24 protein-coding genes, 1 tRNA gene and 1 pseudogene are annotated in these 26,999 nt (G+C 72.7%); 10 read left to right on the plus strand and 16 right to left on the minus strand.

What is annotated here, in order from left to right; all coding sequences use genetic code 11:
- The first annotated feature begins 5 nt into the window (after positions 1 to 5).
- From ACZ5VD_RS07560 to ACZ5VD_RS07570, 3 genes are all read left to right on the plus strand, one after another.
- A complete protein-coding gene (locus ACZ5VD_RS07560; RefSeq protein ID WP_468548758.1) occupies positions 6 to 992 on the plus strand; it encodes a thiamine pyrophosphate-dependent enzyme in 987 nt (328 codons plus the stop codon).
- 1 nt (position 993) lies between these two features.
- Positions 994 to 3,093, plus strand: coding sequence for a 2-oxo acid dehydrogenase subunit E2 (locus ACZ5VD_RS07565; protein ID WP_468548330.1), 2,100 nt, complete (start codon positions 994 to 996; stop codon positions 3,091 to 3,093).
- Positions 3,094 to 3,378: 285 nt separating this feature from the next.
- Entirely contained in the window at positions 3,379 to 4,380 is a 1,002-nt protein-coding gene (locus tag ACZ5VD_RS07570) for a glycoside hydrolase family 43 protein (RefSeq protein ID WP_468548757.1), read from the plus strand.
- 6 nt (positions 4,381 to 4,386) lie between these two features.
- On the opposite strand, the gene ACZ5VD_RS07575 is transcribed toward ACZ5VD_RS07570, so the two are convergent.
- Positions 4,387 to 5,493, minus strand: a complete 1,107-nt coding sequence (locus tag ACZ5VD_RS07575) for a hypothetical protein (protein ID WP_468681344.1) — start codon at positions 5,491 to 5,493, stop codon at positions 4,387 to 4,389.
- A 253-nt stretch (positions 5,494 to 5,746) separates the two neighbouring features.
- Between ACZ5VD_RS07575 and ACZ5VD_RS07580 the strand changes: the two genes are divergently transcribed.
- Positions 5,747 to 7,216, plus strand: a complete 1,470-nt coding sequence (locus ACZ5VD_RS07580; protein WP_468548328.1) for a DUF1996 domain-containing protein — start codon at positions 5,747 to 5,749, stop codon at positions 7,214 to 7,216.
- 146 nt (positions 7,217 to 7,362) lie between these two features.
- On the opposite strand, the gene ACZ5VD_RS07585 is transcribed toward ACZ5VD_RS07580, so the two are convergent.
- Positions 7,363 to 7,439, minus strand: a tRNA-Pro gene (locus ACZ5VD_RS07585).
- A gap of 135 nt (positions 7,440 to 7,574) precedes the next feature.
- On the opposite strand from ACZ5VD_RS07585, the gene ACZ5VD_RS07590 reads away from it, so the two are divergent.
- The gene (locus tag ACZ5VD_RS07590; protein WP_468681346.1) at positions 7,575 to 8,282 is read left to right on the plus strand and encodes a transketolase; all 708 of its coding nucleotides are present in this window, start codon (positions 7,575 to 7,577) and stop codon (positions 8,280 to 8,282) included.
- Between the two features lie 42 nt (positions 8,283 to 8,324).
- The gene (locus ACZ5VD_RS07595) at positions 8,325 to 9,305 is read left to right on the plus strand and encodes a transketolase family protein (RefSeq protein ID WP_468681348.1); all 981 of its coding nucleotides are present in this window, start codon (positions 8,325 to 8,327) and stop codon (positions 9,303 to 9,305) included.
- A 16-nt stretch (positions 9,306 to 9,321) separates the two neighbouring features.
- On the opposite strand, the gene ACZ5VD_RS07600 is transcribed toward ACZ5VD_RS07595, so the two are convergent.
- The 7 genes from ACZ5VD_RS07600 to ACZ5VD_RS07630 form a co-directional block, all read right to left on the minus strand.
- Positions 9,322 to 9,681 carry an MmcQ/YjbR family DNA-binding protein gene (locus tag ACZ5VD_RS07600; protein WP_468550884.1) on the minus strand — a complete coding sequence of 120 codons (360 nt, stop codon included), beginning with the start codon at positions 9,679 to 9,681 and terminating at the stop codon, positions 9,322 to 9,324.
- 30 nt (positions 9,682 to 9,711) lie between these two features.
- Entirely contained in the window at positions 9,712 to 10,263 is a 552-nt protein-coding gene (locus ACZ5VD_RS07605) for a GNAT family N-acetyltransferase (RefSeq protein WP_468681350.1), read from the minus strand.
- Complete coding sequence (locus ACZ5VD_RS07610; RefSeq protein ID WP_468550886.1) at positions 10,260 to 10,862, minus strand: helix-turn-helix domain-containing protein; 603 nt, start codon at positions 10,860 to 10,862, stop codon at positions 10,260 to 10,262. Before ACZ5VD_RS07610 ends, ACZ5VD_RS07605 begins: the two co-directional genes overlap by 4 nt.
- A gap of 91 nt (positions 10,863 to 10,953) precedes the next feature.
- On the minus strand, positions 10,954 to 11,856 hold the full coding sequence (locus ACZ5VD_RS07615) for a LysR family transcriptional regulator (RefSeq protein WP_468681352.1): 903 nt from the start codon (positions 11,854 to 11,856) through the stop codon (positions 10,954 to 10,956).
- A 31-nt stretch (positions 11,857 to 11,887) separates the two neighbouring features.
- A complete protein-coding gene (locus tag ACZ5VD_RS07620) occupies positions 11,888 to 13,081 on the minus strand; it encodes a glycine C-acetyltransferase (RefSeq protein WP_468681354.1) in 1,194 nt (397 codons plus the stop codon).
- Between the two features lie 36 nt (positions 13,082 to 13,117).
- On the minus strand, positions 13,118 to 14,146 hold the full coding sequence (tdh, locus tag ACZ5VD_RS07625) for an L-threonine 3-dehydrogenase (RefSeq protein ID WP_468681356.1): 1,029 nt from the start codon (positions 14,144 to 14,146) through the stop codon (positions 13,118 to 13,120).
- A 224-nt stretch (positions 14,147 to 14,370) separates the two neighbouring features.
- Positions 14,371 to 15,303 carry a LysR family transcriptional regulator gene (locus ACZ5VD_RS07630; RefSeq protein ID WP_468681358.1) on the minus strand — a complete coding sequence of 311 codons (933 nt, stop codon included), beginning with the start codon at positions 15,301 to 15,303 and terminating at the stop codon, positions 14,371 to 14,373.
- Between the two features lie 456 nt (positions 15,304 to 15,759).
- Between ACZ5VD_RS07630 and ACZ5VD_RS07635 the strand changes: the two genes are divergently transcribed.
- Together ACZ5VD_RS07635 and ACZ5VD_RS07640 are read left to right on the plus strand one after the other, a co-directional pair.
- Positions 15,760 to 16,965 carry a YbfB/YjiJ family MFS transporter gene (locus tag ACZ5VD_RS07635; protein ID WP_468681670.1) on the plus strand — a complete coding sequence of 402 codons (1,206 nt, stop codon included), beginning with the start codon at positions 15,760 to 15,762 and terminating at the stop codon, positions 16,963 to 16,965.
- Positions 16,966 to 17,114: 149 nt separating this feature from the next.
- Positions 17,115 to 17,720: a GOLPH3/VPS74 family protein gene (locus ACZ5VD_RS07640; protein WP_468681359.1), complete on the plus strand. Its 606-nt coding sequence runs from the start codon at positions 17,115 to 17,117 to the stop codon at positions 17,718 to 17,720.
- 107 nt (positions 17,721 to 17,827) lie between these two features.
- Here the strand turns inward: ACZ5VD_RS07640 and ACZ5VD_RS07645 are convergent, their stop codons facing one another.
- From ACZ5VD_RS07645 to ACZ5VD_RS07675, 7 genes and pseudogenes are all read right to left on the minus strand, one after another.
- A complete protein-coding gene (locus tag ACZ5VD_RS07645; RefSeq protein ID WP_468550892.1) occupies positions 17,828 to 18,403 on the minus strand; it encodes a GAF domain-containing protein in 576 nt (191 codons plus the stop codon).
- Between the two features lie 94 nt (positions 18,404 to 18,497).
- A complete protein-coding gene (locus tag ACZ5VD_RS07650; protein WP_468550893.1) occupies positions 18,498 to 19,097 on the minus strand; it encodes a GTP-binding protein in 600 nt (199 codons plus the stop codon).
- Positions 19,075 to 19,446, minus strand: coding sequence for a DUF742 domain-containing protein (locus tag ACZ5VD_RS07655; protein ID WP_468551139.1), 372 nt, complete (start codon positions 19,444 to 19,446; stop codon positions 19,075 to 19,077). Before ACZ5VD_RS07655 ends, ACZ5VD_RS07650 begins: the two co-directional genes overlap by 23 nt.
- A gap of 2 nt (positions 19,447 to 19,448) precedes the next feature.
- Entirely contained in the window at positions 19,449 to 19,883 is a 435-nt protein-coding gene (locus ACZ5VD_RS07660) for a roadblock/LC7 domain-containing protein (protein ID WP_468550894.1), read from the minus strand.
- 68 nt (positions 19,884 to 19,951) lie between these two features.
- A complete protein-coding gene (locus tag ACZ5VD_RS07665; RefSeq protein WP_468681361.1) occupies positions 19,952 to 22,273 on the minus strand; it encodes a sensor histidine kinase in 2,322 nt (773 codons plus the stop codon).
- A 737-nt stretch (positions 22,274 to 23,010) separates the two neighbouring features.
- Positions 23,011 to 23,325, minus strand: a pseudogene (locus ACZ5VD_RS07670) (diguanylate cyclase CdgB); the annotation flags it as partial.
- Between the two features lie 295 nt (positions 23,326 to 23,620).
- Positions 23,621 to 24,910 (minus strand): MBL fold metallo-hydrolase, encoded by a 1,290-nt coding sequence (locus tag ACZ5VD_RS07675; protein ID WP_468681363.1) that lies wholly within the window; start codon positions 24,908 to 24,910, stop codon positions 23,621 to 23,623.
- A gap of 144 nt (positions 24,911 to 25,054) precedes the next feature.
- Here ACZ5VD_RS07675 and ACZ5VD_RS07680 point away from each other — a divergent pair, with 144 nt between their 5' ends.
- Both ACZ5VD_RS07680 and ACZ5VD_RS07685 read left to right on the plus strand, forming a co-directional pair.
- Positions 25,055 to 26,233 (plus strand): glutamate dehydrogenase, encoded by a 1,179-nt coding sequence (locus tag ACZ5VD_RS07680; protein ID WP_468681365.1) that lies wholly within the window; start codon positions 25,055 to 25,057, stop codon positions 26,231 to 26,233.
- A gap of 145 nt (positions 26,234 to 26,378) precedes the next feature.
- Positions 26,379 to 26,990 (plus strand): TetR/AcrR family transcriptional regulator, encoded by a 612-nt coding sequence (locus ACZ5VD_RS07685; protein ID WP_468550902.1) that lies wholly within the window; start codon positions 26,379 to 26,381, stop codon positions 26,988 to 26,990.
- The last annotated feature ends 9 nt before the right edge of the window (positions 26,991 to 26,999 follow it).

Raw genomic sequence — 26,999 nt, forward strand, 5'->3', positions numbered from 1 at the left:
GGCAGATGGTCCTCGGCCGCCGCTTCGACGAGCAGGCGACGGCCCTCGCCCGGCAGGGCCGGCTCGCCGTCCACCCCTCCAGCCTCGGCCAGGAGGCCTGCCAGGTGGCCGCCGCACTCGTCCTGCGCGACACCGACTGGCTGTTCCCCACCTACCGCGACTGCGTCGCCCTGATCAGCCGCGGCATCGACCCGGTGGAGGCGCTGACGCTGCTGCGCGGCGACGCGCACTGCGGCTACGACCCGCGGCGGCACCACACCGCACCCCAGTGCACACCGCTGGCCACCCATGCCGCGCACGCCACCGGGCTGGCCCACGGCGAGCGGCTCAAGGGAGCGGACACGGTCGCGCTCGCACTGGTCGGCGACGGAGCCACCAGCGAGGGCGACTTCCACGAGGCCGTCAACCTGGCCGGTGTCCTGCGGGCGCCGGTGGTCTTCCTCGTGCAGAACAACGGGTACGCCATCTCGGTCCCGCTGTCCGAGCAGTGCGCGGCACCGAGCCTGGCGTACAAGGGAGTCGGCTACGGCGTCCGCGCCGAGCAGGTCGACGGCAACGACGCCGCGGCCGTACTGGCCGTGCTGACCACCGCGGTCGAGGACGCGCGGACGGGCGGCGGACCGTGGCTGGTCGAGGCGCACACCTATCGCGTCGGCCCGCACACCAGCGCCGACGACCCGTCCCGCTACCGCCCGGCCGAGGAGGCCGAGCACTGGCGGGGCCGCGACCCGATCGCCCGGCTGGAGGCGGCGCTGCGCGAGCGCGGCCTGCTCACCGACGCCGACGTCGGGGCCGCGGCCGACGAGGCGGAGGCGTACGCCGCCGACGTCCGCGAACGGATCGCCGTGGCACCCGAACCGGATTCCTCGGCCCTCTTCGACCACGTGTTCAGCACACCGACCCCGCAGCTGGCCGAGCAACGAGCCGCGCTGTCGGCCGAGGGGGCCGCGTCCACACGGCGGACCGAGCGAACCGAGCGGAAGGGACGCTGACATGACGGTCGGCACAGCGATGGCGCAGGCCCTCAACACCGCTCTGCGGGACGCGCTCGGCGCGGACGAACGGGTCGTCGTCTTCGGCGAGGACGTGGGCCGCCTCGGCGGCGTCTTCCGGGTCACCGACGGGCTGGCGGACACGTTCGGCGCCCGGCGCTGCTTCGACACCCCGGTCTCCGAGGCCGGCATCGCGGGCCTCGCGATCGGTATGGCGATGGCCGGCTGGCGGCCGGTGGTGGAGATGCAGTTCGACGCCTTCGCCTACCCGGCGTTCGAGCAGATCGCCTCCCACATGGCCAAGACGCGCAACCGCACCCGAGGCGCCCTCGCGCTGCCGCTGGTCGTCCGCATCCCCTACGGCGGCGGCATCGGCGGCGTCGAGCACCACAGCGACTCCAGCGAGGCGTACTACGCGCACACCGCGGGCCTGAAGGTGGTGACCCCGGCGACGGCCGCCGACGCCTACTCGCTGCTGCGCGAGGCGATCGAGGACCCGGACCCGGTGGTCTTCCTGGAGCCCAAGCGCCGGTACTGGACGAAGGAGGACCTCGAACTCCCCGTCCGCACCGAGCCGTTCGGGACCGCCGCGATCCGCCGCGGCGGCGGGGACGCGACCGTGGTGGCGTACGGTCCGTCGGTGGCGGTGGCCCTGGAGGCGGCCGACGCGGCGGCGGCCGACGGCCTGGACGTCGAGGTGCTCGACCTGCGCACCCTCGTCCCGCTGGACGACCGTACGCTCACCGCGTCGGTGCGGCGGACCGGCCGCTGTCTCGTCGTGCACGAGGCGCAGGGCTTCGCCGGGGTCGGCGCCGAGATAGCGGCCCGGGTGCAGGAGCGGTGCTTCGACGCGCTGCGCGCACCGGTGCTGCGGGTCACCGGCTTCGACATCCCGTATCCGCCGCCGCTGCTGGAGGGCGCCCATCTGCCGGGCGTCGAACGGGTGTTGGAGGGGCTACGGCGCCTGGTGCCGACCGGGCTCCGGCGTCCCGCGCCCGACCGTGCGGAAGCGGTCGCGGTCGTCGCGCCCGCTTCGACCTTCTGTCTGCCGGATCTGGGCGAAGGGCTCGCGGACGCCGAACTGCTGGAGTGGAAGGTCGCCGTGGGCGACACCGTCACGCACGACCAGGTCGTCGCGGAGGTGGAGACGGCCAAGTCCGTGGTGACACTGCCGAGTCCGTTCACCGGGACGGTGACGGCCCTGCACTGCGGCGACGGGGACGTCGTCCGGGTGGGGGCGCCACTGCTGACCGTGGCGGAGCCGGGGAACAAGCCGGAGAGCGGGCGGGAGGGCGGGGCCGACAGCGCGGACGATTCCGGGGCCGTACTCACCGGATACGGCACCGGCACGGCGCACCGATGGTCCCGTACGCCGGAATCCACCGACGCGGAACGTGCCAACGCGGAACCCGGCGGCCTGGCACCCGCCGTCCCGGAACCCCCGACCGCGACGACCGGCCTGCGGACCCCCCTCGGCCCCACCGCCGAGAAGTTCCTGCGCGGTCATCGCGACACCCCGGCCGTGACCATCTGGGCCGACGCCGACGCCACCGGGCTGCTCACGGCCCGCGACCGCCTCGGGACGGGCCTGCTCGCGCTGCTCGCCCGCGCCTGTCTGGCCGCGCTCGCCACGTTCCCGGAGCTCAACGCCCGCGTCGACACCGACCGCGGGGAGGTCGTCCGGCTGCCCGGCGTGCACCTCGGCTTCGCCGCGCAGACCGCGCACGGCCTGGTCGTGCCGGTCGTCCGGGACGCCGACCGCCTCTCCGCCGACGGCCTCGCCGCCGAACTGCGCCGGCTGACCGGCCTCGCGCGGCACGACACGCTTCCGGCGCGGCACCGCACCGGCGGCACGTTCACCCTGAACAACTACGGCGTCTTCGACGTCGACGGCGCCACCCCGATCCTCAACCATCCGCAGGCCGCGATGGTCGGCGTGGGCCGCGTCACCGACCGGCCCTGGGCGGTGGACGGCCGCGTCGAGGTACGCAAGGTGGTCACCCTGTCGCTGACCTTCGACCACCGTGTCTGTGACGGCGGCACCGCGGCCGGCTTCCTGCGCCGGGTCGTCGAGGGCGTGACGGCTCCCGAGGAGACCTGAGCGCCGGCCCGGTCCCCGCCGGTGCCGCAGCGGGACGGTCCCGACACGCCGGCTGTCACGGTCCGGCAGGCGTCCCCTGTGCTCGACGGCCCGCGGCACCACGGCACGCGCGTCGCGCCGCTCGCGCGGCCGGACGTCGACGACCGCCGGGTGTCCGGCTCCTCCCGGCCGGCTCGGCCCCGGGCACCGGCCCGAAGAAGGCGGCACACCCGCTCGACGTGCCGGGTCCGCGCCCTGCGTAGCCTTTCGGGCGTGACCGAGAACGACGTGCCCGAGAACGAGCCGATGCGGCTTCCCGACATGCCGCTGCACGATCCGTTCGTCGTCGCCGACGACCGGACCCGCACCTACCACCTGTACACGTCCAACGACCCGTCCGTGTCCGGCACGGACGGCGTCGGCACGATGGTCTACCGCAGCCACGACCTGCGCGACTGGACCCGCCCCGTCGTGGTCTTCCTGGCCGCCGCACAGCGGAACCTCTGGGCGGCGGACGGCGGATGGGCACCGGAGGTGCACGCCTGGGCCGGCAGGTACTACCTGTTCACCACGCTGCACGACGAGAACGAGCCGCTTCCGGTGCCGCCGTCCGGCCCTCTGGGTACGCCGTTCCACGTCCCGAACCACCGGCGCGGCACGATCACCGCCGTATCGGACTCCCTGCTGGGCCCGTTCACCGTCGTCGACGCCTCCCGCCCCACTCCGCCCGAGCAGTTGATGACCCTCGACGGAACCCTCTACGTCGACCCGTCCGGGCAGCCCTGGATGGTGTACGCGCACGAGTGGCTGCAGACCATCGACGGCACCATGGAGGCCATCCGGCTGGCCGACGACCTGTCCCGGCCGGTCGGCGACCCGGTCTTCCTCTTCAAGGGGTCGGACGCGTTCTGGATCGGCGAGCGGATTCCCGCGGGCCTGCCGCACCAGATCCCGCCCTACGTCACCGACGGCCCGCAGCTGCACCGCACGGCCGAGGGCTCGCTGCTCATGCTGTGGTCGACGTACGAGAAGAACGTGCCCGAGGCGGACGGCACCCTCGGCGGCGGCTATGTGCAGACGTACGCCGTCTCCAAGTCCGGTGACATCGAAGGGCCTTGGCAGCAGCGGCGGCCCCTCGTCCACGAGGACAGCGGTCACGGCATGCTGTTCGACACCTTCGACGGACAACTGATGATGATCCTGCACCGCCCCTTCGAGAACGCCCGGGGGAAGCTGTACGAGATGGAGATCCGCGGTGACGAGCTGCGGATCCTGCGTCGGCGCGACGATCTCGACGGCGGCGGATGACCCCTGTCAGCGAGCGGGGACGCGCCGCACCACCTTTCCCTGTCCGTCCGCCTCCAGGGAGCCCGTGCCGTCGGGGCCGGTCACGTCGACCCTGATGACGAGGGACCCGGCACGGCGGCCTGCGGTGAGGCGCCAGGTCTGCGGGGAGCGGACGCCGAGCCGGTTCTCCGCCTCCTCGACGAGGGCGGGGAAGCGCGCGTAGGGCAGGGAACGCGGGTCGAAGTGCGGGGCCGGGTCACCGCCGGGGGCGAACACCACCGACATCAGCCGCTCCCGCACGACGACGGTGAGGGCCTGGTGCGCGCTCCTGCCCTGGGTGTCCCTGCCCTGGATGAGCGAGTCGACGGCACGGCTCAACTCGCCCTGGTCCAGCAGCGACCGGCCCGGGCCGACGGTCACCGTGCCGGTCTCGGAGGAGACCGTGGTGGACGACGAGGAGGACGAGGAGGACGACCGCCCGGCACTCCCCCGGCTCTCCCCGCTCCCCCCGGCGAACAGGTCCGCCCGGAACAGCAGGATCACGACGGCCGCACCGGCCAGCAGGCCGAGGAGGGCGGCGAGGGCGAACGCACCGCCTTCGGGGGGATCGCTCTCCATGGCCGGCCCGGGTGCCGAGTCGAGGCGGGCCTCGGCGGCCCGGTTCTCCCATGGTGGGGTGGGCCGTTCGACGACACGGACCTTCCACGGGCGGTCCGGCGGGTACTGGACCACGAGGATGCCGCGCGGCCGGTAGGTGGAGAGATCGGCGAGATTGACGGACCGCGTGATCGCGACACGGTACGCGGGCCCGTCGTCCGGTGCGACCGTGAGATCGAACCGCACCGGTATGTCGCCCGTTTCGCCGCCGACGGCCCGCAGGCTCTCGATCATCGCGAGAGCCGTCCGGGGCACAACAGCCGCCTCCCGCGCGCGCCTTGGCGCCCCCGCGAGGAAGAGGAGCAGTCCGTGGGCCACTGGCAGCGCCAGGCCCATGACGCACAGCGGCACGCTCTCGACGACACAGCCGACGGCGAAGGCGGCCAGCGACACACCACTCACGGCACCGGTCACGAGGCCCCGCGCCAGGGCGGCCGGGCGGTTGAGGGCGGGCCGCACCGGCGTGGTGATCGTCATGTGCGGGATTGTGCCGGGCCCCGGTGACGGCCGAAGGGCTTCCGGATGGCCATTCGCCGCGCCGATCCCGGCCCACGCACGGACGAGAGGCACGGAACCGGACCGGATTGCCCCCTCATACACCGTTTGCGAGCTGGAGGAACCTACGAACCTGAGGATTCACTGAGCATTCCGCGCGCACATTCGTATCTAAGGACGCGCTTCACCCATGCCGGAAGTCCTACCGGCTCCGGAGATGTCCTTGAGAGGCCCGATGAGACGCAACACGCGAAAAAGATCGACGACTGCCCGCCGGGCGGTAGGCGCGGCGGCCGCACTGGCCATCGGGGCCGGCGGACTGGTGGCGGTCAACATCTACGCCTCGGCCGACGAATCCGGCGCGCCGAAGGGCTCCGCCCAGAACCAGGTGTTCGCGGCGGCGGGCTCCACCATCGACTGCCCTGACGTAGGCCAGCAGTTGACGTCCGTGCCCGCCCAGGCGAAGGCCCAGGTCGACAAGGAACTGGCACTCCTCGACAAGCAGATCTCCGAGGCATACCAGCGCCTTTCCACCTCCCAGAGGGCGATCGCACAGGACCCCAACTTCGCCCAGAACGCGATCGTGGGGCCGCTGAAGGACAAGCGGAAGGCGACGATCGACCGGATCGCCACCGCCATCGGCCGGGTGGCGGCCAAGCCGCAGGGCCTCGACTCTCTGGCCGCCTGCACCCTGCGCGCGACCGGCAACCCGCCCGCCACCGGTCAGCCCGCCACCGGTCAGCCCACCGCCGGCCAGGGTGGCAACAACACGAATGCCGGAGTGGCCGCCAACGGCCCCGTCGCCGCCGACTTCGTGGACATCACCAAGGTGAAGGCCAACGTCCGTACGCCGGCCAAGTCGGCGAAGGCTTCCAAGGGTGTCTTCGTCAGCAAGTGCGGGGTGAACGCCAACAAGCTGTACAACAGCGACAACGTCATCGTCGCGCCCGGTGTCACCAACGGCGCACACCACGTGCACGACTACGTCGGCAACCAGGACAACGACGCCTTCTCCAGCGACCAGGACTTCGCCAAGGCCGGGACCAGCTGCCAGAACAAGGGCGACAAGTCGTCCTACTACTGGCCGGTGCTGCGTGTGCAGGACGGCACGAAGGAGTTCGACGCCGACAAGCAGGGCGGTGGCGCCGAGGGCAACACGGGCCGGATCCTGACGGCCAAGAAGGCCACCCTGGACTTCGTGGGCAGCCCCCGCGGCAAGGTGGTGGCGATGCCCAAGTTCCTGCGCATCATCACCGGTGACGCGAAGGCGTTCGTCAACGGCACGGCCAACGCCAACGCCTCCTGGAGCTGCACCGGCTTCGAGAACAAGGTGCAGTTGAAGGACAAGTATCCGCTCTGCCCGTCGGGCAGTGCCGTGGTGCGCACCTTCAAGTTCCAGAGCTGCTGGGACGGCCGGAACATCGACAGCGCCAACCACCGTACGCATGTGGCCTTCGCGGACGCGGCCGGCAACTGCCCGGCCGGTTTCAAGGCCATTCCGCAGCTGGTGCAGCGTCTGGTGTACGACGTGGCCGCTCCCAGCGTGAAGAACAACGGCAAGAGCCGTCCGTTCTTCTCGCTGGACAGCTTCCCCGAGCAGCAGCACAAGCCGGTCACCGACCACGGTGACTTCATCAACGTCTTCGACCCGAAGGTGATGAACAAGGCGGTCCAGTGCATCAACACCGGACGTAAGTGCAGCTGAGTCCCGGCTGAGTCCGAGTACCACAGCGGTGGGCGTCGTCAGTACGACGCCCACCGCTGTGGTGTGTGCTGTCCGGCGCACCCTCAAGGAACACGAAAAAGCCGCCCTCCCATAGATGAGAGAACGGCTTCCGACCTGCAAAACGCTGGTCGGGACGACAGGATTTGAACCTGCGACCCCTTGACCCCCAGTCAAGTGCGCTACCAAGCTGCGCCACGTCCCGATGCCCGTCTGACCTGGGGTTTCCCCTGGCCGAGCGTGCAGGGAAACAATACCGCACTCGGGTCCGTGGTCGCGCACCCGTTTCTCCGGGGCCGCCCTTGACCTCGATCGCGCTTGAGGTTGCACGATCGTCGACATGACGATCACCGAGGAACGCGGCGGGACGTACGGATACGACGATCTGCCCCCGCTCATGGGGCTGATGACGGGCGACGAGAAGCACGGGCCGGCGGCGACGTCCACGCTGGACGCGCTGTGGGTCCTCTACGACCGGGTGCTGCGGATCGGGCCCGGGCGGCCGGACGATCCCGGGCGGGACCGCTTCCTGCTGTCCAAGGGGCACGGGCCGATGGCGTACTACGCGGTGCTGGCCGCCAAGGGTTTCGTTCCCGTGGAGTGGCTGCCGGGCTTCGGCTCGTACGACTCGCCGCTCGGCCACCACCCCGACCGTGTACTCGTGCCGGGCGCCGAGATCGGCAGCGGGTCGCTGGGGCACGGGCTGCCGATCGCCGTGGGCACGGCACTGGGGCTGCGCGCGCAGGGCCTCACCGCGCCCCGGGTGTGGGTGCTGGTCGGGGACGCCGAGCTGGACGAGGGCAGCAATCACGAGGCCATCGCCTTCGCCGGGCCGGCCGGGCTGGAGCGGCTGCACACCGTGGTGATCGACAACTCCTCCGCCCGTCACGCCCGGCCCGGCGGCATCGCCGCCCGCTTCGAGGCCGCCGGCTGGTCGACCGTCACGGTCGACGGCCGTGACCACGACGCGCTGTACGCCGCGTTCACCGCCCCGCACCCGGGCAGGCCCCACGTGGTCGTGGCCCGGGTGGAGCCGAAGTCCGCCTGACCGCCCTCCCCGCCCCCACCCCTCCGGAAAGGCCAGAACTCCATGGACACCATGCGTGACCGTTTCGCCCCTGTCGTCTCGCGGCTGCTCGACGAGGATCCGCGGGTCGCGGTCGTCCTCGCCGAGATCGGCGCCGACGGCTTCGCCGGGGCGGCGCGGCGCCACCCCGACCGGGTGGTCAACGTCGGCATCCGCGAGCAGCTCCTCGTCGGTGCCGCGGCCGGGATGGCCCTGACCGGGCTGCGGCCCGTCGTGCACACCTTCGCGAGCTTCCTCGTGGAGCGGCCGTTCGAGCAGGTCAAGCTGGACCTCGGCCACCAGGACGCGGGGGCGGTGCTGGTGAGCGCCGCCGCCTCCTTCGACTGGCCCGCCGGCGGGTACACCCACATGGCTCCCGGGGACGTGGCCCTGCTCGACACCCTCGACGGGTGGACCGTGCACGTGCCGGGACATCCGGACGAGGCCGAGACCCTGCTGCGGCACGCGGTCGCCGCGGGTGACGACAAGGTGTACGTACGGCTGTCCGCGCAGGCCAACCGGGAGCCGCTCCCGGTCGACGGCGAGCGCTTCCGCACCGTCCGCGAAGGGCGCTCGGGCGTGGTGCTCGCCGTCGGGCCCGTGCTGGACGCGGTACTGGACGGCGTGGCGGACCTGGACGTGACCGTGCTGTACGCGACGACCGTACGGCCCTTCGACGCGCCCGCCCTGCGCCGGGCCACGGAGGCGGCCGGGACCGACGTCGTGCTCGTCGAGCCCTACCTGGCCGGCACGTCGACCGCGGCGGCGAACGACGCCCTCGCCGACGTACCCCACCGGGTGCTGGGGCTCGGTGTGGGCCGCCGTGAGCTGCGGCGCTACGGCCGGGTAGAGGAGCATGTCGCCGCACACGGGCTGGACGCCCGGTCGCTGCGGGAGCGGATCGGCGGGTTCCTGGCGGCCCGTGGACACGCGACCGGCGCCTCTTTCCGCCGACCGGCCCACCCGGTCCTCGCACCCGCCGGGGAGCACGGCACACGGCACTGACGACGGCCGAGGGGTGTCACTCCCCGGGCGGCAGCCCCAACTCCGGGTGGGCGTCGAGCAGTCGGGGCGGTGCCGCCTGACGCCAGGAGTCGGCGAGGACGGCACGCAGTTCGTCCTCGTCCTCCAGGGCGGCGATGCGGGCCCGCACCCAGGCGAACCCCGCCTCGTGGTCGGCGATCCAGAACTTGTCCGGTTCGGCCAGCACCAGCTCGTCGCGCTCCTCCTTGGGGCAGCGCACGGCGAGGGACGTCTCGTCCTCGGGCAGGGTGGCGAACATCTTTCCCGCGACCCGGAACGTGGGCATGTTCCAGGCGATCTTCTCCGTCGTGTCCGGGAGGGACAAGGCGATTCGGTGTACGTCTTCGGCGTCCGGCATGACAGGCACCGTAGTGGGTCCCACTGACAATCACCTGGTGAGAGCCCCGGCTTCGCACTCCGCGACGGTCCCCGCGCGCTTGTAGTAGAGCGTCGTCGGCCGCAGTACCCCGGCCGGGTCCGCCGCGTAGTCGGGGATCACGCCGGCCCGCGTCCACCCGGCGGCCGTGTAGAGGCGCTCGGCGGGGCTGTCGGTCTCGGTGTCGAGGTGCAGGAGGGTGACGCCGGCCTCGGCGGCTGCCTCCTCGGCGGTCGCCAGCAGCCTGCGGCCGAGGCCCCGTCCTCGGGCGTCCGGGTGCACCATCAGCTTGACCAGTTCGGCGCGATGGCGGCTGTTGGGCTTGTCGGGGAAGGCCAGGCCGACGGTGCCGAGCGTCCGGCCGTCGTCCTGTGCGATCCAGAGGCCGAGTCGCCCGGCGGTCACACCGGCGGCCCGCTCCTGCCACCAGGCGACGGCCGCGGCACGGTCGAGGGGAGCGAGGAAGCCGATCGAGGCCCCGGCGGCCACGGTGTCGACCAGCAGGGCCGCCAACCCCTCGACACGGTCCGGCACTTGGGTTCCGTCCAGTCGGCGCACGATCACGGCAGCACCACCGCCAGCACGTACCGGGCCCGCTCGGTTCCGGTGCACCGGAACCGGGTCGGCCCCCACACCCGCAGCCGCAGGCAGTCCCCGGCGTCGAGGTGGTACCCGACGTCCTGGGCCGTCACGTCGAGTGCTCCGTCGAGGACCCAGAGGTGCTGCTCCAGGCCGGGCACCGGCGGCCGGTCGTAGGCGATGTCGGCGCCGGGGGCGAGCCGTCCCTCCACGAGTTCGCCGCGCAGACCGGCGTGCGGCGGCGACACGGACCGTCGTACGAATCCGGCGGTCCGGTCCTCCCACACCGCCTGGTCGGCGGCCCTGACCAGCAGCGCCGGTTCCGTCTCGACCTCGCTGAGCAGCTGGGACATGGTCCGCCCGTAGACACCGCACAGCCGGTTGAGCAGTGCTGCGGTGGGGCTGGTCTCCGCCCGCTCGGCGCGGGACAGCGTCGACTTGCTCACCCCACTGCGCTCCGCCAACTCCCCCAGCGACCAGCCGCGTTCGGCCCTCAGCTCGGCGAGCCGGACACCGAGGCGGGCGTCGAGCCGGGCGCCGCCGGGGTCCGGGGCGGACGTCCGCTCACTCACTTCGCGTTTCACATCCGGGATCCTATCCCCGATACGGGACGCGCTGTGGGCCGGCTCCCTGAGCCACCGTCGGCGCCGTGAACCGCTGCCCGCCCTCGGTGAGCTACGACCGCCCCGCGCGCCCCAACGCCTCCAGCACCGGCCGGATCAGCGGATGCCCCTCCGCGCCCCGGCGCACGGCCGCGAACACCCGACGGGTCGGCGCCACCCCGTCGACCGGACGGACCACCACACCGGTGAGATCCATGCCGCGCAGCGCCGAGCGCGGGACCAGGGCGACGCCCGCGTCGGCCGAGGCGAGAGCCACCACCGCGCGGAAGTCGTCCGAGGAGTGTTCGAGTCGGGGCCGGAAGCCGGCGCTCTCACAGGCGAGGACGACCACCTCATGGCAGGGGTTGCCGGGGTAGGGGCCGATCCACGGGTCCTTGGCCAGGTCGGCGAGGGGCACCTCGGCGGCGTCGGCGAGACGGTGACCGACCGGGACTACCGCGTCGAACGGCTCGGCGTAGAGCGGCACATGGGTCAGCCGCGGGTCGTCCGCGGGAGGCGCCCCGCGGTACTCGACGGCCACGGCGACATCGACCTGCCGGTCGAGGACCATCGGCAGACTGGCGTCCCCCTCCGCGTCCTGGACGCGGACACGGATGCCGGGCGCCGACTCGGCGAGGCGGGCCAGCGCGGGCGCCACGACCTGGGCGATACCGGTCGCGAAGGACGCCACGCTGACGGTGCCGGCGGCCCCCGAGTCGTACGCGGCGAGCTCGGCCTCGGCCCGCTCCAGCTGGGCGAGGACCACGTTGGTGTGGCTGAGCAGGATCTCGCCGGCCGGGGTCAGCCGTACCCCCTTGGCGCCGCGCTCGACCAGGCGGTGGCCGGTCTCCTGCTCCAGGGCGGTCAGCTGCTGGGAGACCGCCGAGGGGGTGAGGTACAGCGCGGCGGCTGCCGCGGTGACCGTGCGGTGGTCGGCCACCGCACGGAGGATGTGGAGCCGCCGCGCTTCGATCATGAGATCGATTATCGCAATTTGTCCGGGCCGCTCAGTCCCCGAGTTCGGCGCGGGCCGCCACGAAGGCGTCGACCGCCCGGTTCACGTCCCCGGTCGAGTGCGCGGCGGAGAGCTGGACGCGGATCCGGGCCTTCCCCTGCGGCACCACCGGGTAGGAGAAGCCGATCACGTACACGCCGCGTTCCAGGAGCAGCTCGGCCAGCCGGGCCGCCCGGGCCGCGTCGCCGATCATCACCGGCGCGATGGCGTGGTCGCCGGGCAGGACGTCGAAGCCCTCCGCGGTCATCCGGCGACGGAACAGGGCCGTGTTCTCGGCCAGCCGGATCCGCAGGTCGTCCGCCGACTCCAGCAGGTCGAGCACCTTCAGCGAGGCGGCGGCGATCACCGGGGCGAGGGTGTTGGAGAAGAGGTAGGGGCGGGAGCGCTGGCGCAGGAGCGCGACGATCTCGGCGCGGGCGGCGACATAGCCGCCGGAGGCGCCGCCGAGCGCCTTGCCGAGGGTGCCGGTGACGATGTCGACACGGTCCATGACGCCGTGCAGCTCGGGGGTGCCACGGCCGCCGGGTCCGACGAAGCCGACGGCGTGGGAGTCGTCGACCATGACCATGGCGTCGTAGCGGTCGGCGAGCTCGCAGATCTCGGCGAGCGGTACCACATAGCCGTCCATGGAGAAGACGCCGTCGGTGACGATCAGCCGGCGCCGGGCGGACTGCGCCTCCTTCAACTGCCTTTCCAGGTCCGCGAGATCACGGTTGGCGTAGCGGAAGCGGCGGGCCTTGGAGAGGCGGATGCCGTCGATGATCGACGCGTGGTTCAGGGCGTCGGAGATCACCGCGTCCTGCTCGCCGAGCAGCGTCTCGAAGACACCGCCGTTGGCGTCGAAGCAGGAGGAGTACAGGATGGTGTCCTCCTGCCCGAGGAACGCGGACAGCCGCGCCTCCAGCTCCTTGTGCACCTCCTGCGTGCCGCAGATGAAGCGCACGGACGCCATTCCGTAGCCCCAGCGGTCCAGGGCCTCGTGGGCGGCGGCGACCACCTCGGGGTGGTCGGCGAGGCCGAGGTAGTTGTTGGCACAGAAGTTGAGCACCTCGCCGGGGCATCCGCCCGCGGTGACGCTCACCGTCGCGGACTGCGGACCGCCGATCACGCGCTCCGGCTTGTGCAGGCCGGCGGCGCGGATCTCGTCGAGGGTGGTGCGGAGGTCGTCGCGCACGGAGTCGAACATGGGGAAAGCTCCTAAGGTTCCTTCGCCGAAAGGGAGTTACGCGGTCCAGTCGAGAATGACCTTGCCGCCGCGGCCGCTCGCCGCGTCCGCGAACGCCGCCTCGAAGTCGCGGTGGCCGTACCGCCCGGTGATCACGGGGGCGAGGTCGAGGCCGCCCTCCAGGAGCACCGACATCGCGTACCAGGTCTCGAACATCTCACGGCCGTAGATGCCCTTGATGGTGATCATCGAGGTGACGACGCGGGACCAGTCGACCGGGAACTCCTCGGCCGGCAGGCCGAGCATCGCGATCCGGCCGCCGTGCGTCATGTTGGCGATCATGTCGCGCATCGCCTCGGGCCGGCCGGACATCTCCAGGCCGATGTCGAAGCCCTCACGGAGCCCCAACTCCCGCTGCCCGTCGGCGATCCGGGCCTCCGACACATTCAGTGCCAGGCTCACCCCGATCTTGCGGGCCAGCGCGAGGCGCTCCTCGCTCACATCGGTCACCACGACGTGGCGCGCACCGGCGTGCCGGGCCACCGCGGCGGCCATCAGGCCGATCGGTCCCGCACCGGTGATCAGGACGTCCTCGCCGACCAGGGGGAAGGACAGCGCGGTGTGCACGGCGTTGCCGAACGGGTCGAAGATCGCGGCGACATCGAGGTCGACGGGAACGCGGTGCACCCACACATTGGCGGCGGGCAGGGCGACGTACTCGGCGAACGCCCCGTCGCGGCCGACCCCGAGCCCGACCGTGGCACGGCACAGATGCCGCCGCCCGGCTTGGCAGTTGCGGCACTTGCCGCACACCAGGTGGCCCTCACCACTGACCCGGTCGCCCGCCGCGATGTCGGTGACGTCCCGGCCCGTCTCGACGACCTCGCCGACGAACTCGTGCCCGATCACCAGCGGGGTGCGGATCGCCTGCCGCGCCCAGCCGTCCCAGGCCCGGATGTGCAGGTCGGTGCCGCAGATCCCGGTGCGCAGCACCTTGATCAGCACATCGCCGGGTCCGACCACGGGCTCGGGCACGTCCGCGAGCCACAGCCCCGGCTCCGCCTTCTCCTTGACCAGCGCCTTCACGCTACGGCTCCTGTGCGTGGGTCCCCGGGTCCGGGCATGCCGAGCAGACCCGTTCCGGGGAGAGGGGTGGAATCCCCTGGCAATCTGCCGTACGGCGGCCCCGGGGTCCATCGAGGATTTCTTAAGCGGCGCCACAGCTCTGCTTCACACCCGCCTTCCCGGTACGGGGCGCGGCGTCGGCACGCGTCTCCGTGCCGGTACGGGTCGCGGCGCCGGTACGGGTCTCAGTACCGGTACGGGTCTCCGTCGGGCAGCCAGGCGTCCGGTGCGTGGATGCCGAGTTCGTCGCCGGCGCCCACGCCTGCGCGGAGGGCGTCGATGACGGCGAGGACCGCGGGGCGTGCCTCCCCCTCACGGCGGATCAGGGACCAGGTCCAGTGGACCCGCGGTGTGACGATGGGGCGGCGGACCAGGTCCGGCGGGAGCGGAGTGGTCTGCCCCTTGGGGCAGTTGACGACCGGGCGCCGACAACGGCGGACGTGGTCGAAGAAGGCGGGACCGGTGATGCCGCCGTCGGAGATGTGTTCCGCACGGGCGCCCGTGTCGTGGGCCAGCGCTTCGGCGTAGCCGTTCCAGGACGACCAGGAGGTGGTGTCGTCGTCGAGGAGGACGGTGGTCTCCCGGGCGGCCACGTCACCGGTGTCGGTGCCGGCCGAGACGGCGTACAGCCGGTCGGCCCCGAGGAGCACGGCCTGCAGTCCCTGGCGTTCGAGGTCCTCGTCGCGCACCCAACAGACGGCGAGGTCCAGGCTGCCGTCGGCGACCCGGGCGGCCTGGGTGTGCGAGGGCGCGACCCACGCGTCGACGTGCACCCGGGCGACCGGGGCGGTGCGCGTACTCAGGTCAGGGGGAAGCCAGTTGACGTGGCCGAGCCGGACCGGCTCCGATCCCGAGAGTCTGCCCGCCCGGCGCCGGAGGTCGTCGGCCCGCTCCAGCAGGGCGCGGGTGTGCGGAAGCAGGGCGGCACCGGCCGTCGTGAGGGAGACCGAGCGACGGTCGCGGTCGAACAGCCGCACACCCAGGTCACGTTCGAGCACTTTGATCTGCTGGGAGAGCGAGGGACCGGCGATCAGGAGCCGCGCGGCGGCCCGGCCGAAGTTCAACTCCTCGGCGACCGCGACGAAGTACCGCAACTGGCGCAGCTCCACGGCGGCCATGCTACGCGGCCTGGGAGGCTGCGCCTATCAGCAGGGAGCCGGCCGGTCGTGGCGCGCGGGCGGGGACGGATCCACGATGAGGCGTACGGAGATCCCGGTGACACGGTCGCCACGTCGACGGCGACGGCGGCGGCGGCGGGCGGGCGGGCCTGGCCGTCCGGCGCGGCTGTACGTCCGGGCGTCCGGCGCGGCGGTCCCGTCCGGCGCGTGATGCCGGTACGCGGCCTCAGCGACGCCTCCTTGCCGCGTCGGACCAGGACTCACCGGGCACGGACCCGAACGGAGACGGACCATGCGAGAGTTCCCGGTCGCCATCGACCTGGGCCGGTCGTACCGGCCGACCCATCTCGACGCCACCGCCCCCGCCACCGCCACCGCCGCGTGACCGCTCACCCCTCCCCCGCGTCCTCGCCCCGGCGCCATGTCGTCCGGGCCGCCGCGGCGCTCGCGGCCGGCATGGGGATCGGCCGTTTCGTGTACACGCCGATCCTGCCCCTGATGCACGCGCAAGCGGGCCTGTCCACGGACGCCGGAGCGCATCTGGCGACCGCGAACTACGGGGGATATCTCTGCGGGGCCCTGCTGGGCATCCTGGTGCCTCGGCTGGTCCGATCCCGGGTCGTCCTGCGCGGCTCGCTGGTCGGGCTGACCGGCACGCTGATGGCCATGGCCGTCACGGACGCCCCCGCGGTGTGGCTCGTTCTGCGGTTCCTGGCCGGGGTGGCGAGCGCACTGATCTTCGTCGTCGCGGTGAGTTCCGTGCTCGGCCGAGTGCGGGGGCACTCCGCCCACCTGCCCGGATGGGCCTTCGGCGGGGTGGGCGCCGGTATCGCCCTGTCCGGCCTGCTGGTCCTGGCGCTGCGTACGGTCGCCGACTGGCGGGCCGCCTGGTGGGCCGCCGCCGCACTCGCCGCACTCCTCGCCGCACTCGCATGGCAGCTACAACCGGAACCTCCGCCCCCGGCCCCCACGGCGTCCGGTACGGCGGCACAGGACGGTCCTCGGGCCCGCTCCCGCCGCTGGTTCGGCGTGCTGTTCGTGAGCTACAGCCTGGAGGGCACCGGCTACATCGTGGCCGGGACCTTCCTGGTCGCCGCGATCGGGCAGGGTTCCCCCGGGTGGATCGGCAGCGGCGCCTGGGTGCTGGTCGGGCTGGCCGCCGTGCCGTCCTGCGCCCTGTGGGCCCGGCTGGGGCGCCGTCGCCCCCTCCCCGACCTGCTGGTCGCCGCACTCGTGGTCCAGGCGGTCGGCATCGCCCTGCCCGCCCTGGTCGACGGTGTGGCGGTCGCCCTCGTCTCGGCGGTGCTGTTCGGCGCCACGTTCCTCGGGATCAGTACGCTCGCGCTGGCCGCCGGGGCAGAGCTGCGGTTCCCTCGCTCGGTCGCCCTGCTGACCGCCGGGTACTCCGTCGGCCAGATCCTCGGCCCGCCGGCCGTCGCCCCGCTGCTCCGTCACGGCTACCACGGGGCCCTGCTCATGGCCGCCCTGGTCGTCCTCGCCGCCGCGGCGTCCGCCGCCGTCCTGCGGTCCGGCTTCCCGCGCCGCCGCCCGGCGCTCGTGCGACACGCGCCCACGGAACGGGAACAGCTGCCCGCCGCCGGGACGCACCCTAGGGCGGGACGCACCGGGCCGGACCGATCGGGCCTGTCCGATCAGAACTGACCGACGAAGGCCTGACCGACCGGCCTCTGTGACCGAGCGGACTCTGTGACCGAGCGGACCTGTGGCTGACCGGTCCTGTGACCGGGCGGCCAGGACGGACCCGGCCTGACATCATGGTCCCAAGTCGGCCGACTCCAAGGGAGCCATCCATGACCACTGCACGGGACCTGATGATCGTCGCCATGGACGTGGAGGACGGCCGTCCCGTGGAACAGGGCGATCTGTCGCTCGCCCTCGCGGGCGCCGAACTCATCGACCTCGTGGCGGCGGGCGCGCTCACCCTGGACGGCGACCGCCTCGTGCCCGGCCCTCCACCGGCAACGGGCGACCGGCTCCTGGACGAGGCCGCGTCGTCGCTCGTCCGGCAGCAGCCGTACGAGTCGGCCGAGGACTGGCTGTGGCGGCGGGGGCGCGACCTGCGGTCGGCATATCTCGCCGCGCTGGAGACGGAAGGGCTGGTCACCCGGGAGGGTGCTCGCCGGTTTCCCGCCCGGACCGGCCGGACAGCGCTGGTCGACTCGCCGGACCGGAGCCGTGCCGAGGAGCGCCGGGCGTCGGACGAGCCCGTCCTCGCCGCCCTGACGGCCGCCCTCGGCATCCGCGAGGAGCCCGCCGGCGGCTATCCCGGACTCACCGACGAAACGGTCGTGACCGTACTGACCACGGTCGGCGACGCGGTGACGGAACTGGAGTCCGTACGGCAGCGGCGGACCGTCGAGGACGCGGCCTTCGACAACGTCTGGCGAGGCTTCTGAGGCACGGCCGGTCGAGGGGAGCCGTTGTCACGTGCGCGCCACGACCCGGATCTGTCCATGGCCCGGATCTGGTCCACGGCACACCCTCACCGCCCCCACCGCCGCTCTCACGGCCCCGCCCCCTCGCTCTCCCTCCGCTCCAGCCGTGCCACCAGGTCCACCGCCGTCGACTTGATGGTCTCCAGACCGGCCTTCCCCCAGGCCCGCGGCTCGATGTCGGCGACGCACACGGTGCCCAGCACCATCCCCGTGGTGTCGATGAGCGGGGCGCCGAGATAGGAACGGATGCCGAACTCGTCGACGACCGGGTTGCCCGCGAACCGCGGGTAGTCGCGCACGTCCTCCAGGACCAGTGCCTTGCGCCGCGCCACGACATGGGGGCAGAAGCCGTGGTCGCGCTCCATGAAGCGGCCGATCTCCGGCTTGGGCTCGTCGGTGTCCGTCAGCGGGCAGACCTGCGGGACCCGCAGGCCCGCGAAGAACTGCCGTTCCTCTCCGATGAAGTTGACCATGGCGTACGGCGCTCCGGCACGCTCCGCGAGACGGTCCACGAAGGCGTCGAGCGCCGGCTCAGGATGCTCTCCCAGCCCCAGTCCGCGCAGCCGCCGGGCACGGGCGGGCGCCTCCTTGTCCTCGGGCGTGAGCAGCAGTCGACCGGCCGGGCGGGGCAGGTCGTAGCTCATGGGCGGGCTCCGTCGCTGTGGGCGTACGTCATATGCGGCTCCATTGCGGGGTGTTCGTGGGGCACATGTGGGCGCCGTGGGTCGGCGCGCGGGGTCACATGTGGGCACCGTGGCTCGGCGCGACCGCCGGGCTGTGGGCGATGAGGTGCCGGACGAGGGTGAGCAGGGTCTGGACCCCCGAACTGGAGATCCGGGCGTCGCAGCGGACGATCGGGATCTGCGGATCGAGGTCGATGGCGGCGCGGACCTCCTCGGGGTCGTAGCGGTAGGAGCCGTCGAACTCGTTGATCGCGACGATGAATCCGAGGCCGCGCTGTTCGAAGAAGTCGACGGCCGCGAAGCACTCCTCCAGGCGGCGGGTGTCGGCGAGGATGACCGCGCCGAGCGCCCCCTCGGACAGTTCGTCCCACATGAACCAGAACCGCTCCTGTCCGGGGGTGCCGAACAGGTACAGGACGTGTTCCGGGTCGAGGGTGATGCGGCCGAAGTCCATCGCCACCGTCGTCTCGACCTTGTTCTCGATGCCGTCGAGGCTGTCGGTCGCGGCGCTGACCGTGGTGAGCAACTCCTCCGTGCTCAGGGGGGCGATCTCGCTGACCGCGCCCACGAAGGTCGTCTTGCCTACTCCGAATCCTCCCGCCACCAGGATCTTCAGTGCGGTGGGGAAGGGATCAGAGCTGTCGTCGTAGTCCATCGAGCACTGCCTCCAGAAGGGCCCGGTCAGTCGGGTTGTGGGTGAACTCGGGGGGCTTGGTGGTGAGTGCACCGCAGTCGACGAGGTCCGACAGCAGCACCTTGGTGACCACCGCCGGCAGCCTCAGATGGGCGGCGACCTCGGCGACCGAGACGGGCGCGCGGCACATGTCGAGCACCTGTGCGTGTTCGGGGCCGAGATAGCCGAGGGGGGTGGCTCCGGTGGCCATCACGTGCGACAGCAGGTCGAGGGCGATGGTGGGGCGGGTACGGCCGTTGCTGACGGTGAAGGGGCGCACCAGCCGTCCGGCCGCGTCGTCGAGCCAGGGCCCGTCGCCGGCCGCCGTCACGCTCAAGGCCTCATCGCCGACGGTTCGCTGGCGTGCTGCCGGGGCGCGGTCACCAGGTAGGGGCGGACGCTCTTGACCAGCATGGCCATCTCGTAGCCGAGTACCGCCGCGTCGGCTTCACGGCCGGCCAGTACGGCGAGACAGGTACCGGATCCGGCAGTGGTCACGAACAGCAGGGTCGCGTCGAGTTCGACGACGACCTGGCGCACGTCCCCGCCGTCGCCGAAACGCACGCCTGCGCTGCGGCCGAGGGAGTAGAGGCCGGAGGCCAGGGCCGCCATGTGGTCGGCGCTGTCGGTGTCGAGGCCGTGAACCGACTTCACCAGCCCGTCGCAGGAGAGGAGGACCGCACTGGTGGTGTGCGGCACACGCTGCACGAGACCGCTCATCAGCCAGTCGAGATCGGATACATGGCCGGTCGGCGCTTCGCTCGCCATGGTGGATCGACTCCTTGAGGTACGAAGGTCTGCGGGAGCGCTGGGGGGTGGGGTGAACGCGGTGCTGGTCATCCGGCGGGTGCGCTCCCGTCGTGCCGGTGGGTGTGGTCGAGGCCGGGGCCGGGCGCGGACAGGCCGTCCCGCACCGCGCGTACGTCGTGCGATCCGGTCCCGTGCGGGGGGCGTGCCTCGGCTATGTGGGACGGATCCATGGGGCGTACGTCCATGGAGAGCGGCGTGGGCATGTCGGAGACGTCTGTGTGGCCGAGGTCCAGGGGCGTGTGGAACGTGGGGGACTCGGTCCCGGGCGGCGGTGCGGGCGTGGCCGCGGGGTCCATGGGGGCGGACTCCCGATAGGACGGCTCCAGGCCCGACTCCGTGCCGGTCGGCGTCATATGAGTGGGCGACATGTGCGTGCGCACCATGTGGATCGGCCCCGTGTCGGCCTGCTCCGTCATAGGGGGCGGCTCCATGTGGACGGCGTCCCTGTGGGCCGACTCCCGGTGGCCCGGCTCCCTCGTGGCCTGACCCTCCATGGACGGGCCCTCGACAGCCGGGCCCTCCAGGGCCGATGTCTCCAGGGCCGACGTCATGGAGCCGGTCGGCTCGCCGGACGCCGACTCCAGGTGCTGTTGGGCCTCGGCCAGCCCGACGCCCCGCTGGAAGGCGGCCATCAGGCCCGGGTCGTGTCCGGCCAGGCACTCGGGCTCCTGGCGGGGCGCCGGCCCGTCCCGCAGCTGGGGCACGATGTGCTCCTGGGCCCGGCGCCGGGGCAGTTGGGGCTTGCCCATGGTGCCGCGCACCGCACCGTTGCGGGGGGTGGGCGGTGCGGCGACGTGTTCGGCGACGAGGTGCCGGTGGTCGGACCGGACGCCGGGCACCGCCTCCGCCGGGGTGGGCCGCTCCTCCCGGGCCCCGCGCACGGGCAGCGGCGCCGGTCCGCCACCGCCCCGCACCGGTGGCCGCGCGGGCGGTGCACCGGGGCCGGTGTCCCGCTGTCGGGGGCGCGGCGCCTCACGGTGCTGGGGGCGCGGTGGGACCGTCGGCGCGGCCGGTGCGTTCGGCGTGCCCCGGTGCCCGCTCTCGGGCGGCCCGGGGCGGGCGTGCTGCCGCGGCGGAACGGGCTGGCCGGCCCCGCCGACCGGGGCGTCCGGGGGCTGCGGTACGGCTCCGGAGGCGCCCGGCGCCGTACCGAGCAGCGCCTGCGGCACCACGAGTACGGCCTGCACACCGCCGTAGATGTTGGTCTGGAGCCGGACGTGGATGCCGTGCCGTTTGGCGAGCTGGGAGACCACGAACAGCCCGATGCGCCCGTCGGCGAGCAGGCTGGCCACGTTGACCTGGTCGGGGTCGGCGAGCAGGGCGTTCATCCGGCTCTGCTCCTCGACGGGCATGCCGAGCCCGCGGTCCTCGACCTCGACGGCGAGCCCCGAGGTGACGAGGTTGGCGCGCAGCAGCACCTGGGTGTGCGGGGCGGAGAACACCGTGGCGTTCTCGACCAGTTCGGCGAGCAGGTGGATCACGTCGGCGACGGCATGGCCGCGCAGGGTGCCGTCGATCGGCGGCACGAGCTTGACCCGTGAGTACTGCTCGACCTCGGCGATGGCGGAGCGCAGGACCTCGGTCATGGAGACCGGGTTGCTCCACTGCCGGCGGGAGACGGCGCCGCCGAGCACGGCGAGGTTCTCGGCGTGGCGGCGGATCCGGGTGGCGAGGTGGTCGACGTGGAAGAGGCCCTTGAGGAGGTCGGGGTCCTCGATCTCGTTCTCGAGTTCGTCGAGGATCGAGATCTCGCGGTGCACCAGCGACTGGAGGCGCCGGGCGAGGTTGAGGAAGACCTCCAGTTTCTGTTCGCTGCCCGCCTGACTGGAGAGCTGTGCGGCCTGGACGACGGCGGTGACGGCCCCGTCGTGGGCGCGGGAGAGGTCGGCGGCGAGCAGTTCGAAGTCGTCGGCGTCGTCGGGCGGGCCGCCGCGCGGCTTGCGCTGGGGCGGGCCCTCGCCGCGGCGCAGCGCGTCGACCAGGGCCCGCAGGTCGGCCTCGCCCCGGGCGGTGCTGCGGCGCAGGGCGCCGATGCGGTCGCTCAGCGACCTGGCGGCGCGGTCGGCGGCCACGGCGGAGATCAGGATGCCCGCGCAGGTGACCGAGAAGGCTCCGGTGAGGACGCACCACAGGGCCAGGCCGGGCCGGGCGCCGGTGGAGCGGACGGTGAACAGGACGGCGGCGCAGGCGCTGAGGGCGACGGCGACGGGCGGCAGCACGGCGAGCCGCAGCAGTTGGAGCCGTATGTGGGTCTCGGGCAGCGCGAGAGCGGCTCGGGCGGCCGGTCGGCCGTGCCGCCCGCCCTCACGGCGGTCTGCGCGCGCGGCCGGTGCGCGGAGGTGAGACATCGGTGTCCTCGTCGTACTGGTCCGTCGGGCCTGAATGCCCTGGGGGCTCGCTGCTGCACATGTCGGATGCGTACGCGGGCACGCGCATGCGGGTGTCGATCGAGAGAACCGAACTTTTCGGCCCTGCGTCGCCCGACGGACACTGACAGTAGTCGGCAACGCATCATGTGCGGTGGGCAGTTGACAAAGTCCCCCGGACAGGGTCCCGCTCTGGTATGAGGCCTCGTACGACAGACCGAGAAGTTCGCCGGATACTCGTCCCCATCAAGCCCAGGATCGATCAGCGCTGGTCAGAACCGGTCACGAACGATTCGACAGCGCGGGAATCCACCGCCCCGACCCGCTGACCGCTCACGGCCGCCCACCGCTCGCGACACCACCCGACAGCCCGTCGAGCACCCGCCGGACGCCTGCCGACCGCCCTTGAACCACGCCGATCACCCCCCGGAGATTCACTCTCCGTGGTGAACAGGACAGTCGGCGAAAGGGCTTTCACGAGGAATGTGCCCGCCGGAATTGCCGGCGTCCGTTCCACCCCGCGACCGGACCGGTACAGAATGTCGATCGACTCGCGTCCGGCGAAGTCGCCCGCCCCAGCCCCCTGTTGACCGGCCCCGGAGGACACGTGCTCCAGTACGAGAAGGAGTTCGACCCAGCCGTCGGCATCTCCCCGTCGAACAGCGGCGCCCCGGCGCAGGACGCTCCCGGTTCCGGATACGCGGCGGACGACGAGGTCTTTCGGCACGCGGCGCGAACCGCAGGTCGCCCCAGCCCTCGCCCACCGCCAGTCGGTGTTCCCAGGCCTCGCGGGAGACGATCCGTCCGGAGCGCTCGGCCACGCTTTCCCAGCCCTCGGCCACCACCGCGACGATCAGGTCGCCGTCCCGGCGCACGAGGCGCACACTGCCCAGTCCGTATCCGAGGCTCTCGACCACTCCGTCGGCGACCGTCTGCAGCGTGTCCGCGAGGCCGGGCGCGTTCATGTCGGCCATGGTCCGGTACAGGTGCCTCAGGGCCGCCGGCCTGACGTACGGCTCGCTCTCGGTCTCCACCGGCAGGTGCGACGCGTCCGCCGGAGCGTCATCCGCAACCATGAACGCCCCACCGGTCCGGCGCGGCCCGTGATGTCGTTCGGGGCGCCGGAGGGGTACGACGACCCGATGCGGCGGCAGGCGCTGGGGCGACCCCGGTCACCCTGGTGGCGACCTCCGTGCTGCCCCTGGGAGCTCATGGGTAGGAGGCCGACCCGCGGACGAGCAGCCGCCAAGGAGTGCCCGTTCCGGAACGGCACGCTCCCGGACGTCCGTGCTCCCAACCGTCCGCGAGCGTGCCGTCCCGTCCCGTCTGTCAGCCCGCCGGAACGGTCTCCGGCTCGCCCGACCCCGAACCCTCGCTCTTGCCCTCCTGCGCGCCACCCGTCGTCCCGGCGTCCGCCGAGGTCTTCGGCGCGGCCTCGGCCACCGCCACGGCGGGCGCGCCGGTCACCGCCTCGGCCGGTGCGTCGGCCTCGGCGGCCGGCCATCCGCCCGCCGGGGTGATGGCCACACCCCGCCACCACGGCTCGGTGGGCACGGTCTCGGCCGTGGGCTCGAAGGGCTCGCCGGGGCGGGGCAGGGCGATCGGCGCCCGCACGGCGCGGGCGGCCGTGATCGTGCCCTCGCCGGGTTCGGCCCACGGGTGTATGGCGAGGTTGAAGGTGGCCCAGTGGATCGGCAGCAGCACGCCGTGCGGTTGCCCGCCCTGGAGGTCGAGGTGGGCGCGCACGCCCTCCTCGGGGGTCATGTGGATGTCCGGCCAGAACTCGCTGTAGGCGCCGATCTGGATCATCGTGGCGTCGAAGGGGCCGTGTTCGGCGCCGATGTCCTTGAAGCCCTCGAAGTAGCCGGTGTCACCGCTGTGGTAGATCCGGTGCTCGCTCCCGGCGACGACCCAAGACGCCCACAGCGTGTGCTGTGTGTTGCGCAGGCCGCGGCCACAGAAGTGGCGGGCCGGCGTGGCCGTCAGGGTGAGGCCGCCGACCTTCGTCGCCTCGTGCCAGTCCAGCTCGCGCAGCCGGTCCGGCGACACTCCCCAGCGCTCCAGATGGGCGCCGACGCCCAGGGGCACGGCGAACAGGGTGTCCGTGCCGGCCAGCGCCTTGATCGTGGGCATGTCCAGGTGGTCGTAGTGGTCGTGCGAGATCACGACGACGTCGACCGGGCCGAGCGCGGCCAGCGGCACCGGCACCGGGTGCAGCCGCTTGGGTCCGGCGAAGGCGAACGGGGAGCAGCGCTCACCCCAGACCGGGTCGAAGAGCACCCGCTGCCCGTCGATCTCCGCGAGCACGCTGGAGTGCCCCATCCAGGTCAGCCGCAGCCCGGTGGCGGGCGGCCGGGCGATGTCGGCGAGCGTCGTGGCGTGCAACGGCACGGTGCCGGCCGGGGCGCGGTGGGCGCGCTCCTCCTTGCGGAAGGAGGACTTCGCGAACTCGAGCATGGCGCCGTCGGGCCGGGGGGCACCCTCCGGATTCCGGAAGACCCCGTTCTCGAAGTGCGGCGATGTGCGGATGCGCGCAAGGCGCTCGCCGCTCGCGTCCGCGCCGAAGGCCTCGGGCCGCAGCGCGCGGAGCCCGGAGCGCAGGGAACGGATTCCGGTCACGGTACCTCCAGGTGGAGTCGGTCAGGCTTCCCATTATGGTCGACCCCTGCGACAACCGGGTGGCCACCCATGATCGGTTCGACACATTGACAGGACACGGCCATCATCCCGATACTGACTCACCGTTCAGTTGGAGGAACCCGCATGACCGCCCCCCTGCTGTCGCTCACCTGGACCGACCACCTCACCGGTCGCCAGGGTTTCCTCGTCGTCGACCGGCTGGTGCGCGGTGTCTCCAGCGGCGGACTGCGCATGCGCGCGGGCTGCACCCTGGACGAGGTCACCGGGCTCGCCCGCGGGATGACCATGAAGGAGGCCCTCCACTACAACCCCGAGGGCCGCTACGTCCCCCTCGGCGGCGCCAAGGGCGGCATCGACTGCGATCCCCGCGAGCCGGGGGCGTACGACCTCCTGGTGCGTTATCTGCGCGCCATGCGGCCCTATGTCGAGACTCTGTGGGCCACCGGCGAGGACCTCGGTCTCACCCAGGACCTGGTGGACCGGGCGGTCTCGGAGGCGGGGCTCGTCTCCTCCGTCCAGGCGGTGTATCCGCTGCTCGACGACGAGGCCGTGGCCCGGCGGCGGCTCGCGGACGCCTTCGCGGTCGAGGTGGACGGCATCGGGCTCGACGCGCTGGCGGGCGGCTGCGGGGTGGCGGAGTCGGCGCTCGCGGCCCTGGACCGGGCCGGTGTGGCGTCCGCGGGTACGCGGGTCGCCGTGCAGGGCCTGGGCACCATGGGCGGGGCCACCGCGCGCTTCCTCACGCGCGCGGGGCTCACCGTGGTGGCCGTCGCCGACATCAAGGGCACGATCAGCAACCCGGAGGGGCTCGACGTCGAGGCGCTGCTCGCCGCGCGGGACGCCTACGGCACGGTGGACCGGTCCGTGCTGCGCCCCTCCGACCGTGAACTGGCAGGCGACGCCTGGCTGTCCGCCGACGCGGAGGTGCTGGTGCCCGCGGCCGTGTCGTACGCGATCGACACCGCCGACCAGGAGCGGATCACGGCCCGCTGGATCGTCGAGGCGGCCAATATGCCGGTCCTCCCCGAGGCGGAGGAACTACTGTCCGCGCGCGGGGTGACGGTCCTGCCGGACGTGGTCGTCAACTCCGCGACGAACGCCTGGTGGTGGTGGACCCTGTTCGGAGACATCGAGGCCGACGCGGACGTGGCGTTCGCCCACATCCGTCGCTCGATGCGGGACCTGGTCGAGCAGATGCTGGCCCGGGCGGACCGGGAGGGCACGACTCCGCGGACCGCCGCGCACGCCATCGTCGCGGACCGACTGCCGGTCATCGCCGAGCGGTTCGGCTGGTACCGGTAGTCCAAGCACCGGGCCCTCTGCGCGAGAAGCCCCTCCCAGCGGCAGGGACGGCCACCCGAGGCCGTTTCCACGAGGGTGCGGAGCCTCGCGGCCGGGAAACGGCCTCCGTCCGGCGTCGCACAGGACCACGGATTAGGGTGACCGCGTGGCGAGAGTGCGGTTGAGCGTGGCCGAGCGGCGTGAGGAGTTGCTGCGGGCCGCCATCGAGCAGATCGAGGCGCGGGGCGTGGCGGCGGTCAGGATCTCCGACGTGGCCTCGGCGCTCGGCGTGAGCAACGCTCTCGTGCTCTATCACTTCTCCACGAAGGAGAAACTGGTCGCCGCCGCGTTCACGTACGCGGCCGAGGGCGACCTCGCCCACCTGGGCAGACTGGTCGGCCGTCGCACCACGGCGCTGCGCCGGCTGCGGGCGGCCGTGCGCTGGTACGCCCCGACCGGGCCGGCCAAGGGCTGGCGGCTGTGGATCGAGGGCTGGGCGGCCGCGCTCCGCGAGCCCGCGCTGCAGGAGGTCACCCGTGATCTCGACCGGCAGTGGAAGGCGGCCCTCGCCGAGGTGATCGCCGAGGGCGTGGCGGCGGGCGAGTTCAGCTGCCCCGACCCGGGCGGCACGGCCCTGCGCCTCACGGCCCTGCTGGACGGGCTCGCCGTACAGCTCACGTCGTACTCGGGCGCGGTCTCGCGGTCCCGGGCGCAGGAGTGGGTGGACGAGGCGGTCGCCCGGGAACTGGGGCTGGCGCGCGAGACGTCGACGACGTAGGACGACCCG

Source organism: Streptomyces sp. NPDC032822, assembly GCF_055578825.1.

Coding starts and splice junctions, on each gene's coding strand:
- ACZ5VD_RS07560 (WP_468548758.1), top strand. CDS start 6: ATGGTCCTCGGCCGCCGCTTCGACGAGCAGGCGACGGCCCTCGCCCGG.
- ACZ5VD_RS07590 (WP_468681346.1), top strand. CDS start 7,575: ATGACGATCACCGAGGAACGCGGCGGGACGTACGGATACGACGATCTG.
- ACZ5VD_RS07570 (WP_468548757.1), top strand. CDS start 3,379: ATGCGGCTTCCCGACATGCCGCTGCACGATCCGTTCGTCGTCGCCGAC.
- ACZ5VD_RS07650 (WP_468550893.1), bottom strand. CDS start 19,097: ATGGACTACGACGACAGCTCTGATCCCTTCCCCACCGCACTGAAGATC.
- ACZ5VD_RS07645 (WP_468550892.1), bottom strand. CDS start 18,403: ATGAGCTACGACCTGCCCCGCCCGGCCGGTCGACTGCTGCTCACGCCC.
- ACZ5VD_RS07615 (WP_468681352.1), bottom strand. CDS start 11,856: ATGATCGAAGCGCGGCGGCTCCACATCCTCCGTGCGGTGGCCGACCAC.
- ACZ5VD_RS07680 (WP_468681365.1), top strand. CDS start 25,055: ATGACCGCCCCCCTGCTGTCGCTCACCTGGACCGACCACCTCACCGGT.
- ACZ5VD_RS07595 (WP_468681348.1), top strand. CDS start 8,325: ATGGACACCATGCGTGACCGTTTCGCCCCTGTCGTCTCGCGGCTGCTC.
- ACZ5VD_RS07575 (WP_468681344.1), bottom strand. CDS start 5,493: ATGACGATCACCACGCCGGTGCGGCCCGCCCTCAACCGCCCGGCCGCC.
- ACZ5VD_RS07665 (WP_468681361.1), bottom strand. CDS start 22,273: ATGTCTCACCTCCGCGCACCGGCCGCGCGCGCAGACCGCCGTGAGGGC.
- ACZ5VD_RS07640 (WP_468681359.1), top strand. CDS start 17,115: ATGACCACTGCACGGGACCTGATGATCGTCGCCATGGACGTGGAGGAC.
- ACZ5VD_RS07600 (WP_468550884.1), bottom strand. CDS start 9,681: ATGCCGGACGCCGAAGACGTACACCGAATCGCCTTGTCCCTCCCGGAC.
- ACZ5VD_RS07635 (WP_468681670.1), top strand. CDS start 15,760: ATGGGGATCGGCCGTTTCGTGTACACGCCGATCCTGCCCCTGATGCAC.
- ACZ5VD_RS07660 (WP_468550894.1), bottom strand. CDS start 19,883: ATGGCGAGCGAAGCGCCGACCGGCCATGTATCCGATCTCGACTGGCTG.
- ACZ5VD_RS07630 (WP_468681358.1), bottom strand. CDS start 15,303: ATGGCCGCCGTGGAGCTGCGCCAGTTGCGGTACTTCGTCGCGGTCGCC.
- ACZ5VD_RS07565 (WP_468548330.1), top strand. CDS start 994: ATGACGGTCGGCACAGCGATGGCGCAGGCCCTCAACACCGCTCTGCGG.
- ACZ5VD_RS07580 (WP_468548328.1), top strand. CDS start 5,747: ATGAGACGCAACACGCGAAAAAGATCGACGACTGCCCGCCGGGCGGTA.
- ACZ5VD_RS07620 (WP_468681354.1), bottom strand. CDS start 13,081: ATGTTCGACTCCGTGCGCGACGACCTCCGCACCACCCTCGACGAGATC.